Annotated in this window: 11 protein-coding genes; 4 read left to right on the top strand and 7 right to left on the bottom strand. The window is 59.4% G+C overall.

Annotated elements, in window-relative coordinates; translation table 11 throughout:
* Positions 1 to 23: 23 nt before the first annotated feature.
* Positions 24 to 932 carry a LysR substrate-binding domain-containing protein gene (locus QD357_RS11955; protein ID WP_107109282.1) on the bottom strand — a complete coding sequence of 303 codons (909 nt, stop codon included), beginning with the start codon at positions 930 to 932 and terminating at the stop codon, positions 24 to 26.
* 194 nt (positions 933 to 1126) lie between these two features.
* Here QD357_RS11955 and QD357_RS11960 point away from each other — a divergent pair, with 194 nt between their 5' ends.
* Positions 1127 to 1975, top strand: a complete 849-nt coding sequence (locus tag QD357_RS11960; protein WP_107109281.1) for a hypothetical protein — start codon at positions 1127 to 1129, stop codon at positions 1973 to 1975.
* Positions 1976 to 2015: 40 nt separating this feature from the next.
* Here the strand turns inward: QD357_RS11960 and QD357_RS11965 are convergent, their stop codons facing one another.
* The 3 genes from QD357_RS11965 to gltX form a co-directional block, all read right to left on the bottom strand.
* Complete coding sequence (locus QD357_RS11965; protein WP_107109280.1) at positions 2016 to 2300, bottom strand: hypothetical protein; 285 nt, start codon at positions 2298 to 2300, stop codon at positions 2016 to 2018.
* Between the two features lie 136 nt (positions 2301 to 2436).
* On the bottom strand, positions 2437 to 3933 hold the full coding sequence (gene lysS / locus QD357_RS11970; RefSeq protein ID WP_107109279.1) for a lysine--tRNA ligase: 1497 nt from the start codon (positions 3931 to 3933) through the stop codon (positions 2437 to 2439).
* 15 nt (positions 3934 to 3948) lie between these two features.
* The gene (gene gltX / locus QD357_RS11975; RefSeq protein ID WP_107109278.1) at positions 3949 to 5406 is read right to left on the bottom strand and encodes a glutamate--tRNA ligase; all 1458 of its coding nucleotides are present in this window, start codon (positions 5404 to 5406) and stop codon (positions 3949 to 3951) included.
* A gap of 364 nt (positions 5407 to 5770) precedes the next feature.
* Between gltX and QD357_RS11980 the strand changes: the two genes are divergently transcribed.
* Positions 5771 to 6181 (top strand): hypothetical protein, encoded by a 411-nt coding sequence (locus tag QD357_RS11980; RefSeq protein WP_107109277.1) that lies wholly within the window; start codon positions 5771 to 5773, stop codon positions 6179 to 6181.
* 34 nt (positions 6182 to 6215) lie between these two features.
* Here QD357_RS11980 and QD357_RS11985 read toward each other — a convergent pair whose 3' ends face one another.
* From QD357_RS11985 to QD357_RS11995, 3 genes are all read right to left on the bottom strand, one after another.
* The gene (locus QD357_RS11985; RefSeq protein ID WP_107109276.1) at positions 6216 to 6959 is read right to left on the bottom strand and encodes a TerC family protein; all 744 of its coding nucleotides are present in this window, start codon (positions 6957 to 6959) and stop codon (positions 6216 to 6218) included.
* Between the two features lie 135 nt (positions 6960 to 7094).
* A complete protein-coding gene (locus tag QD357_RS11990; protein WP_107109275.1) occupies positions 7095 to 7934 on the bottom strand; it encodes a GyrI-like domain-containing protein in 840 nt (279 codons plus the stop codon).
* A 104-nt stretch (positions 7935 to 8038) separates the two neighbouring features.
* Positions 8039 to 8719 (bottom strand): TetR/AcrR family transcriptional regulator, encoded by a 681-nt coding sequence (locus tag QD357_RS11995; RefSeq protein WP_107109274.1) that lies wholly within the window; start codon positions 8717 to 8719, stop codon positions 8039 to 8041.
* Positions 8720 to 8887: 168 nt separating this feature from the next.
* Here QD357_RS11995 and QD357_RS12000 point away from each other — a divergent pair, with 168 nt between their 5' ends.
* Together QD357_RS12000 and QD357_RS12005 are read left to right on the top strand one after the other, a co-directional pair.
* On the top strand, positions 8888 to 10117 hold the full coding sequence (locus QD357_RS12000) for an HlyD family secretion protein (RefSeq protein WP_107109273.1): 1230 nt from the start codon (positions 8888 to 8890) through the stop codon (positions 10115 to 10117).
* A 15-nt stretch (positions 10118 to 10132) separates the two neighbouring features.
* On the top strand, positions 10133 to 11731 hold the full coding sequence (locus QD357_RS12005) for a DHA2 family efflux MFS transporter permease subunit (protein ID WP_107109272.1): 1599 nt from the start codon (positions 10133 to 10135) through the stop codon (positions 11729 to 11731).
* Positions 11732 to 11819 lie beyond the last annotated feature (88 nt).

The raw sequence follows: 11819 nt of genomic DNA on the forward strand, positions 1-11819 counted from the left end.
GATATCGGAATTTCCGATAGCTGCTATCTTTGGCGGCCCGAACGCATGGCCTCGGCAATGCCGACGAAATCGCGGGCGGCCTGCGGCAGGCTGGAACCCTTGCGCCAGACCATGCCGACTTGCACGACCGGCAGCGCGCCGGAGACATCGCGGCTTTCGATCCGATCTCCTTCCAGCGACCAGGGGCGGTAGACGAGGTCCGGTAGCAGCGCTACGCCGGCGCCCGTGGCCACCAGGCTACGGACCGCCTCGACGGAGCGGGTACGGAAGGCGACATGCGGGCGGGCGCCGAGCGCCGTCAGCAGCTTGCCGGTATTCTCCTCGATCTCGTCGATGGTCAGCATGATCAGCGGTTCGCGGGTGATGTCGGCGACGCTGATGATATCGGCGGAAACCAGGGGGTGGCCTATGGGCAGCCAGAGGCGATAGGGGGATGTCTCAAGGATTTCCGCCTGCAGCGCCATGCGGTCGCGCAGGTTGGAAATGACCATGACGGCGACATCGAGTTCGCCGCCGACCAGCAGGTGTTCGAGATAACCGCCATTGTCTTCGATGGCGCTGACTTCGACGCCGGGGCAGGCACGACGGTAACGCGCCAGGAGATCGGACAGCACATAACCGGCAACGAGCGAGGTGACCCCGATGTTCAACGTGCCGCCGGCCTCATTCTGCTGGCTGGAAAAACTGGTGCGCGCATCGGAAACGGTCGCGAGGATTTTTGTGGCGTGGCGCAGGAACTGGTGGCCGTTGTGGGTGATAGAGAGACCACGCGGATGGCGGTCGAAAAGCTCGACGCCAAGATCGCTTTCCAGCTCTTTCAGGGCTTCGGTGACCGAGGATTGCGAGATCGACAGGTTCTGTGCCGCACGGGTAATGGAGCCCTGTTCCGCCACGGCGACGAAATACTGAAGCTGTCTCAAAGTGAAGGCCATATATAGGTTAGAGCATGGGTTTAACGTGTATGGCAAGAACCGGCATCGGTCTGAAAGGCTTGGACCTTTTTTGGTAACGGAAATGCGAGCGGCGCAAGATTCACCTCTTCTTTAAGTATTCCGAAACGCGATATCCCTAACGTGAGAGTTGATCATCTTGTCGCGTTGGAGTGCTCTATGGTGGAGCAGTTGGCGTGAGCGCCTTACTGCACATTTTCCGGCCATCCCGGAAGCTTGTTTTCATCATCGGCGGAGTGGCCTTGCTGATAGGCTGCTCCGGCGTCTTCGCGCTTTATATCGGCAAGGACAAGCTTCTGGGTCTTGCCTCGGCCTCCCCGAATGGCTTGAAATGCAGCGACGTCAACCTCGTTACCATCCGCAAGGAAAACCGGGTCTGGGTGCGCAAATATATCCGCACTGATCCGACCGATGGTCTGACGCGCGTCAAAACGGCGCTTCGCGTTGCCAAAGCAGTCTATGACGAGCAAAAACCGGATCTTGTTCAGGTCGTCGTTCTCGATCAGAACGGCCCGACATTACGGTCCGATATTCGCGGTCGGGCGCTGGGGGCTGACGTCGTCTATGTGCCGCATCCCGACAAGATCGCCGATGGCGCCGCCGAAGAGCCGGTGACGGCGCGCTACTATAATGGCGGTGCGAGCGCCCAAGGTCTGTTCTATGGCGAACAGATCAACATGCTGCCCAAGGATATCGATGAGGCGCTGGCGGCGCTGCAGGATCACAGCGACTGCGACAATCCGCTGGCGGCCGAGAACGAGGGCGGCGGCAGCGCCAAGAAGGACAAACAGAAAGCCGCCGAGGCCGCCGAACAGAAAGCCGTCGCCCGCGAGGAAAAAGAGGATACGCCGGCGACGCCTCCTGAACAGAATCCTCCCGCGTCAAAAAGCAGTCTTCCGCCCGAGGGCAACAATACCGGCAGCTTCATTGGCGCCGACGCGACCCAACCGGATGCGGCGCCATCGCCAGGTCTGGATCCGACCATGACAGGCGCCAGCAGCCGGCGGTCACCGGTCACGAATTGAAGGTAGGCATTCTTGGCCTTACGGGGACCAAGGTATTCCCTCAATCCGCCAGATGTTTCTCGCCGATCGCCTGATAAAGCGCGAACAGTGCTTCGTGGACGTCACCGGCGAGACGGTAGAATTCCGGAATGGCGAGGATGGCGGGGTGTTGCAAGAGATGGTCGTCGGTCATGTCGAGCATGAGCGAGGTCGTATGCATCGCCTCATGGCAACCGAACGTGCCCGGCGCGAATTGCGCCAGATCGACATCGCCGATTTCGGCGAGATCGGCGAGGCGCTGCCGTTCATGATCGGCGTCCGCGGTCTGGTTTTCGTTCTCAGTCATGTTTCGTGCCTCTTGTTTCCGGATGGCGAGGATTCGCCGCGCGTTGGGGGACTTATACGCAATCCGCAAGCAATGGCCCAACGAAAAAAGGCCGCCATGGCTTAGCCGGGCGGCCTGTCGTCTGTACGAAATCGTCTTAATCGGCTTTGCTGCGCCGCGCCGGGAAGAGGATGATGTCGCGGATCGACGGCGAATTGGTCAGCAGCATGATGAGGCGGTCGACGCCGATGCCGAGGCCGCCGGCAGGGGGCATGCCCTGGTCGATGGCGTCGAGGAATTCCTCGTCCAGTGCCTTCTGCTTCTCGCCGCGTGCATGGGCCTGTTCGAGCTGCTCGACCATGCGGGCGCGCTGCTCTTCCGGATCATTGAGTTCCGAGAAGGCGTTGCCGAGTTCCCAGGTGTTGCAATAGGTCTCGAAGCGTTCGACGAGGCGCGGTTCGCCCGGCACTTCCTTGGCGAAGGGCGAGATGTCCTTCGGGAAATGCGTGACGTGTGCCGGCTGGATCAGCGTACCCTCGACCTTCTCTTCGAAGATGAAGGCAAGGCATTCGCCCCAGGTCGCGTCCTTCTCGACGGCGAAGCCGGCAGCCTTGGAAGCGGCGCGGGCTTCTTCGTCGGTCTTGATCGCCAGGAAGTCGATCCCGGTGGCTTCCTTGACGGCATCGGGCATCGGTACGCGGCGGAACGGACCCTTGAAGGAGATCTGCTTGTCGCCGAAGGCGAATTCGGTGCTGCCATGGATCGCCATGGCGAGCGTCGAAAACAGCCGCTCGACGAGGTCCATGATGTCCTCGTAGTCGGCATAGGCCCAGTAGCACTCCATCATCGTGAATTCGGGATTGTGCCGGGTGGAGACGCCTTCGTTGCGGAAGTTGCGGTTGATTTCGAAGACCTTGTCGGTGAGGCCGGAAACCAGCGTGCGCTTCAGGAACAGTTCCGGCGCGATGCGCAGGTACATGTCGAGCTTCAGCGTGTTGTGATGCGTCTTGAAGGGCTCGGCGGTGGCGCCGCCATAGACCGAATGCAGCATCGGCGTCTCGACTTCCATGAAGCCGTCATTCTCCATGAAGCGGCGGATGCCGGAGACGATGCGGCTGCGCTGCTGGAAGCGGAGCTTCGATTCTTCATTGGTCATGATGTCGAGATGGCGCTTGCGATAGCGCAGCTCGATGTCGGACAGGCCGTGCCACTTTTCCGGCATCGGCAATAGCGACTTCGTCAGCATGGTGATTTGCTGGGCATTGATCGTCAGCTCGCCGCGCTTCGTGCGGCGCACGACGCCTGTCACGCCGATGATGTCGCCAATATCGATCATCGGCAGCAGGGCACGGGCCTCTTCGCCGGTTACGTCCTTGTGGCTGAAGATCTGGATCTTGCCCGACGCATCGTGGATATCCATGAACATGCCGGAATTGCGCGAGGAATAGACGCGGCCGGCGACGGTGACGACATCCGTGGTCTCGGTGTCCGGCTCCAGGCCCTCGTATTTCTCCGCCAGTTCAGCGTTGGTCAGTGTCCGGTGAAAGTGGGCCGGATAGACGTCGCCGATCTGCTCGCGCAGCAGCTTCAGCTTCTGCGCGCGGACTTCCGTAGCATCGGACGAGAGGGAGGCGGTTTCGGTCTTGTCGTTCATGGTTCTAAGTCCGGTTCAGTTCTTCGGGCCGACGAGGGTCGCAACGGTCTGGGCGGCAAGTTTCAGCCGCTGGCGCACGACGGCGCGGCCGAGGATCGCCATGCTGTCGAACAGCGGCAGCGAGCGCGATGAGCCCGAGACGGCCACGAAGAGGGGAGCAACCACCACCTTCAGCTTCTTGCCCATGCGGTCGGCAATGGCGCGCAGCTCGGCTTCGATCGTCTCGACATTCCATTCGAGGATCTTTTCGAGGTCCGGCTGCACTGTGTTCAGGATTTCCAACAGCTCTTCCGGCGTCGACTTGATCTTGGCAAAAGCCGAGGGATCGAGATTGAGGTCGGACTTGAACAGGAAACCGGTCAGGTCGGGCAGTTCGCCGAGCTTGGAGATGCGCGACTGCGACAGCTTCAGGCCTTCCCGCAGCCGGCTGTTTTCCATCGCCCAGGTGAGCACACGATGCTGGAACTCTTCTTCCGAGAGCTTTTCGCGGATCCAGCGGCCGTTCAGCCAGTCGAGCTTCTGGATATCGAAGATCGCGCCGGCCTTGGAGAGGTTTTCCGGATCGAACTTTTCGGCAAGCTCGTCCATGGTCAAAAGTTCTTCACCTTCGGCGATCTGGATGAAGAACAGGCCGAGGAAGTTCATCAGCGCCTCGGGAATATAGCCGAGCGCGGTGTAATAGGAGATCGACGTCGGGTTCTTGCGCTTCGACAGCTTCGACTTGTCGGCATTGCGCATCAGCGACAGGTGCATGAACTGCGGCGGTTCGAGGCCGAGATACTGATAGATCAGAATGTGCTTCGGCACCGAAGCGAGCCATTCCTCGCCGCGCGCGACATGGGTGATCTTCATCAGATGGTCGTCGACGACGTTGGCCATGTGATAGGTCGGCATGCCGTCGGCCTTGAGCAGGACCTGCATGTCGACTGCATCCCACGGAATTTCGACATCGCCATAGACGCCGTCATGGAATTTGCAGGAGCCTTCGGTCGGGATCTTCATGCGCACGACATGCGGCTCGCCGGCGGCAACGCGCGTCGAGACTTCCTCGGCCGTCAGGTTCAAACAGTGTCCGTCATACTTCGGCGGCAGGCCGGCGGCGCGCTGGGCTTCGCGCATCTTTTCCAGGCGCTCGGGCGTGCAGAAGCAGCGGAAGCCATGGCCGGCGTCGACGATCTTCTCGACGAAGGGCTTGTAGATGTCCTTGCGGTCGCTCTGGCGATAGGGACCGTAGGGACCGCCGATATCGGGGCCTTCGGACCATTTCAGGCCGCACCATTTCAGCGCGTCGAGCACCTTGGTTTCGAATTCCGGCGTCGAGCGTGTCGCGTCCGTGTCTTCTATACGCAGGATGAACTCGCCGCCATGCTTCTTGGCGAAGAGATAATTGAACAGCGCGATGTAAGCGGTGCCGACATGCGGCTCGCCGGTGGGGGAGGGTGCGATGCGGACGCGAACGCCTGATGTTGTCATCTTGTTTGCCCGTCAGAAAAAGCCAGGCCGCTGCTTGGGATAAGCGCTGCCCGGCTGGAGATGTTTATCTGGATCAGGAAACCGGCCGGAAAAGGGCGTCTTGCCGCTTCAATCCCGCGTTTTCCGTTTGGCAGGCCTTAGGCCATATTCAACGGGTAACGTCAAGGGAAACTGCGCCGCCGGATTGCCCGGGCAGAGGTGCCGACCTTGCGTCGCATCGATTCGAGCCGATCTCTCAATTTCGCCAGGCATTTTTACCCTTCATAAAACCAGGGGGATAAAAGCGGCTCGCTTGTCGAATTTTATTTGCAATTTTCGCGGCAGTGACGACATAGGTCTTCAATCGTTCACCGCGAGGAAAACAATGAAGAAACTAGTTTTAAGCTTCATATTGGCGACCGCCATGTTCGACGCAGCAGCGGCCCAATCGACCATTACGCGTGACAGCTCGACACATCTGATCGAGTCCTATCGTGCCTATATAGGCAACGACGATCTTTATAATTCCAAGGGAGAGCGTCTGACGTTGCCTTGGCAGATTATCCGGCAGGATCGCGCCAACTATTATGCCTATCGCCGTCGTGATCGCGGCGACGAGGGCGACAGCTTCTTTTCGGAGGCATCCAATCGCCAGAAGCTGGAAGCCATGCTGGCAAGCGGCAATATCGCCGGTGATGCCGCCAACCTGATCGCTCGCGGCAATGTCTGGATCAAGGTCGATATTTACGGACGCGGTAATATCGGCGAGTCGGTCGACGTCCACGTCCAGGATTGATGGCCGCACCCGTTTTGGGTGCGGATATTTCCCGTCAATGGCCGCCGGATAGCTTTTTCCGCCGGTTTCGTGCCAGCATATTCAGCGCCTCGACCACGGCGGAGAAGGCCATTGCGGCGTAGACATAGCCCTTGGGAACATGGAAGCCCATGCCTTCGGCGATTAGTGTCGTGCCGATCATCAGCAGGAAGGCGAGCGCCAGCATGACGATGGTCGGGTTCTTCTCGATGAAGTTGGCGAGCGGCGTGGCKGCTACCAGCATGACGGTGACAGCGGCGATGACGGCGATGAACATGATCGGCAGATGCGGCGTCATGCCGACGGCCGTGATGATGCTGTCGATTGAAAAGACGAGATCGAGCAGCAAGATCTGGCCAATAGCCGAGGCAAAGCCGGTCGTGGTCGATTTGGCGATGAAATCCTCGCCCTGTTCGGCGGGGTCGACATTGTGATGGATTTCCTTGGTTGCCTTCCAGACCAGGAACAGGCCACCGCTGATCAGGATCATGTCCTTCCAGGAGAAGCCCTGGCCGAAGATTTCGAAGACCGGTTCGGTGAGCTGCACGATCCAGGCGACAGTGCCGAGCAGGGCAAGGCGCATGACCAAGGCGAGACCGATGCCGATCCGGCGGGCTTTTTCCCGGTGTTCGGGCGGCAGCTTGTTGGTCAGGATCGAGATGAAGATGAGGTTGTCGATACCGAGAACCACCTCCATGACGACGAGGGTGACAAGCGCAACCCATGCGCTCGGGTCCTGCACCAAACCAACAATATCCATCGATGAATTTTTCCTCTGGTCAGCGTCTGCCGACGCTGACCCCCAGCTCCGGCTCCTTGATAGCGATCGTTTATGTAAGGAGCGAAATCGCAGGTGCAAGCGCCGCCATTATTTTCGCGGACGGCGCGCATATTTCTATGCCTTCAGAGGAATCCAGATCTCCGTTACGCCCATGCCGGTGCGCGGGTCGAAACGGTCGTCGTAACGCTCCATCATGTCTGGCACGCCGCCGTGCTGGTGACCGGATTGCGGCAGCCAATCACCGAAGATCTGCTGCACGGTGGCGGAGATGCCGGAAATATGGCCGCGATGGGTAAAGACGGCATAGCGCTGCTGTGGCAGTTTCAGGGTCGTAAAGCCTTCCGGCAGATCGTCGTCCGAAGTGACCTCGGCGGCAGACATATAGCGGAAGCTTTCGCTGTCGCCTTCATTCTGGGTGCAGACGCCATAGGCGACATTGCCCACTTGGCCGGAAATATGGCCGAAATGCTGATTGAATTTCTGCCATAGCGAGGGAATCCCCTGTGTGGCTTCACAGGCATAGGTTTCCGCAAGGCCGGCAAGCAGCATTGCGGGGCGGGTCTCGAAACGTGGCGCATCGAGTTTGGGGAGGCGGGTGTCGTCCATTCTGATCGGCTCCAGCAAAACAAGGTTTCGGGCGTGCCCCTGCTTGCGCAAACTGTCCGGCGTCATGCCGAATTGCTCGCGGAAGGCACGGGTGAAAGCCTCATGCGAGCCATAGCCCGCATCGAGGGCAACCTCGAGAATGGTCGATGAGCTGTTGATCAGCGCAAGAGCTGCCCCGCTAAGGCGCCGGCCCCTGACGTAGCCGCTGATCGAATGGCCGGTGGTGAGCCCGAAGACGCGCGACAGATGATAGCGCGACAGGCCAGCCGTATCGGCAATCTCGTCCAGCGAGATATCAGACGAGAAGTGGCTTTCGATAAACCATATTGCTCTTCCGATCGCGCTCATGTTCGATTCCCTGGTTGCGCGCCCATTGTTAGGCGCCGACCGGCTACCGGGTTTGATCGCGATTGCGGGATTGCGGTGGCTATCCGCTGGCTATCGGAAGGCGGTCAGGCCTGATCTTTCCGATTGTTACCATAAGCCGCCATGAAGACGCGAACGGCGCCGCGCACGACATAGTCGATCTCATCTTTCGAGGGAGGGAAATCCATGTCGCCGAACAGTCTCAGCTTGAAATAGCTGCCGCTGGCCATGTCGAGGAAATGGCGGGCGGCCATATCGAAGTCCTCGATGCGGAGGCGATCGACCGCAACCTGGCGTTCGAGAAAGCCGCGCAAAACGGTGCGCAGATTTTCCGGGCCGGTGAAGAAGCGTTGACAGAGGGTTGGCATGCGTTCGCGAACACCAATGACGGTGCGCATGGCGCTGATGGTCTTGTCCGATGTGACATGGGTCACGAACACCATGCCGAATTCATAAAGACTGGTTGCCACATCGATGTCATCGGCAAGTGCGGTGCGTACGGTCTCGACGAAACGCGCCCGCTCACTGTCGATCATGGCGGAGAACAAGTCTTCCTTATTGGCGAAATAGACGTAGAGCGTGCCCTTGGAGACGCCTGCTTCGCGCGTGACGTCGTTCATGCTCGCGGCATCGAACCCCATTTTCATGAAGACACGCGTAGCACCATCCAGAATCTGCTGGCGTTTGACGGGGTCTTCTCCGGCGGCCCAACGCCCCCCTGAAGCAGGTGCGTTCAAGACGGCGACATTTTGCGGTTCGTGCTTCATCGTCTCCTTCGCTCGATCACTTTTCCTGAATCTTAATCAGATTCGTTAATTAAATCGAACCGGGTGGTTCGATAAGACTTGATATGGAATGAAAAACGATCTATGTCAACTGAACTGAACTGAACCGTTCGGTTCGATTATTTTACCCAGATGTCCGGTGGTAGAGCAATGTCATCAAGTCATAGTAACAATATAGCGCGCATCGTTGATGATGTCGAAGTGGAGGCTCCGGATACCGGCGCATCCGCCGAGGCTCCTGCCGCGGAAAAGCCCAACAGCCCACCCCCCGCCCAGGCTGCGCCTGCTGCTCCGGTTCAGGCGGCCCCACCGCCGGCCGAGAAGAAGCGGCGCAGCCTGGTGCTTCCGATCGTTGCCGTTGTGGCGCTCGTCGCCGGCGGCTGGTACGGCTATGACTGGTGGACGAACGGCCGTTTCCTGGTATCGACCGACGACGCCTATATCGAAGGTGACATCGCGACCATCCAGCCGAAGGTGACGGGCTATGTCGCCAAGGTKAACGTCGTTGCCAACCAGTTGGTCAAGGCGGGCGATGTGCTCGCCACGCTCGACGACGGCGACTATAAGCTCGCGCTCGAGCAGGCCCAGGCTTCGCTCGACACCGAGCAATTGTCGCTGCACACCATCGACGCGCAGATTGCCGCCGGCCAGGCTGCGCTTGCCCAGTCGCAGGCCCAGAAGGTCGCGTTGGAAGCGACGGTACGCGGTGCGCAGATCACCCAGACCCGCGCCGCCGAACTTCAGTCGAAGTCCGTCGGCACCACCGCGTCGCTGGACAGCGCCAATATCGCCCTCGATCAGGCCAAGGCCAATCTCGTCGGCGGCGATGCCGCCATTGCGTCGGCTCAGGCCAATATCAATCTGCTGCAGGCGCAGCGCCGTCAGGCCGAAAGCACGATCAAGGGCCTGGAGGCCGCTCGCGACAAGGCTGCTCGCGATCTCTCCTTCACCGTGCTGAAGGCTCCTTATGACGGCGTTGTCGGCAACCGTTCGGTTCAGGAAGGCGATCTCGTTTCGCCCGGCCAGAAGCTGATGGCGATCGTTCCGACCCGCCAGCTCTATATCGACGCCAATTTCAAGGAAACGCAGATCCAGCATCTGGTTGCCGGTTCCAAGGTCAACGTGCATGTCGATGCCTACAGCGATCATCCGATCGTMGGCACGGTAGAGTCGATTTCGCCGGCTTCCGGTTCGGTCTTCTCGCTGCTGCCGCCTGAAAATGCGACCGGCAACTTCACCAAGGTGGTCCAGCGCGTGCCGGTTCGTATCGCGTTGCCGCAGGATGCACTCGACAGCGGTCGTCTGCGTGCCGGTCTGAGTGTCGTCGTCGATGTCGATACCCGCACTGCGCCCGATCGAGTCGGGTTGGCGAGTAACTAAATTCGGAGAGCGCCGATGGCCTCGACAGCAGCGACCGTAGGTTCGACAGCCGGTCCCGTCGCGCCAGCGGCGGATCACATGGACCCCCGTAAGCTCATCGCTTTCTTTGCGATGGTGCTCGGCATGTTCATGTCGATCCTGGACATCCAGGTGGTTTCCGCCTCTCTCAGTGAAATCCAAGCTGGCCTCAGCGCCGGCTCGGATGAAATTCCTTGGGTGCAAACGGCCTATCTGATCGCTGAAGTCATCATGATCCCGCTTTCGGGAACATTGGCTCGCATCATCTCGACACGATATCTTTTCGCGATCTCCGCTGCCGGCTTCACCATCGCCAGCGGCCTTTGCGCCACGGCGACCAACATCGATCAGATGATCGTCTATCGTGCGCTGCAGGGCTTTATCGGCGGCGGCATGATTCCATCGGTTTTCGCGGCTGCCTTCACCATTTTTCCGCCATCGAAGCGCAACGTCGTGTCGCCGATCATCGGTTTGATCGCAACGCTTGCCCCGACCATCGGCCCGACGGTCGGCGGCTATCTCAGCCACGCATTTTCCTGGCACTGGCTGTTCCTCGTCAATATCGGCCCTGGCATCGTCGTCACCCTCGTCACCTGGAATTTCATCGACTTCGACAAGCCGGAGCTGTCGTTGATGAAGAAGTTCGACTGGTGGGGATTGTTTTCCATGGCGCTGTTTCTCGGCGCGCTGGAATATGTGCTTGAAGAGGGCAACACCAACGACTGGTTCAACGACAACTATATCGTGATTGCAGCGATCGCCTCCGCGATTGCCGCGCTCGTCTTCTTCTACCGGGCCTTTACCGTCGAGTTTCCCGTCGTCGATTTGAGGGCCTTCGGCAACAAGAACTTCGCGTTCGGTTCAATGTTCTCTTTCGTCATGGGCATCGGGCTTTATGGTCTGACCTATATTTATCCCGTCTATCTCGGCCGGATTCGCGGATATGATTCGCTGATGATCGGCGAGACGATGTTCGTCTCGGGCCTCGCAATGTTCTTCACCGCGCCTCTCGCCGGTATTCTTGCCGGCAAGATGGATCTGCGGATCATGATGATCATCGGCTTCTGCAGTTTCGCGGCCGGAACGTGGATCATGACCGGCCTGACGACGGACTGGGATTTCTGGGAGCTCTTCATTCCGCAGATTCTTCGTGGCTTCGGGCTGATGTTGTGCATGGTGCCGATCAACAACATTGCGCTCGGAACCACGCCTCCCGCCCGCATGCGCGGGGCTTCCGGCCTGTTCAACCTGACCCGCAACCTCGGCGGTGCCGTCGGGCTCGCCATCATCAATACCGTGCTTAGTACCCGCCAGGACACCCACTACATGCATCTGCGCGATCATGTGCATTGGGGGAGCCCCGCCGCCATCGACAAGATCCACAATATGACGGCCAATTTTGATGCCAACGGCCTGGACGGTGCGCAGGCGGCATTAAAGCAGTTGGTCAACATGGCGGAGCAACAGGCGGTCATCATGGCTTTCGGCGACGTCTTCCTGATGCTGACGGTATTGTTCCTGGCGATGATCGTTGGCGTGTTGATGCTCAGCAAACCGAATGCGCCCCCGAAAGGCGCGGGCGGCGGTGGCCACTAGGCTTAACCATTTTTCTACTATCCATCTGTAATTAAAAGGCTTCTCGGATCGAGAAGCCTTTTTCCTTTCGTGCTGATCGACAGGAAAC

It is taken from the genome of Rhizobium sp. BR 317 (assembly GCF_047445835.1).
GTDB lineage: Bacteria > Pseudomonadota > Alphaproteobacteria > Rhizobiales > Rhizobiaceae > Rhizobium > Rhizobium paranaense.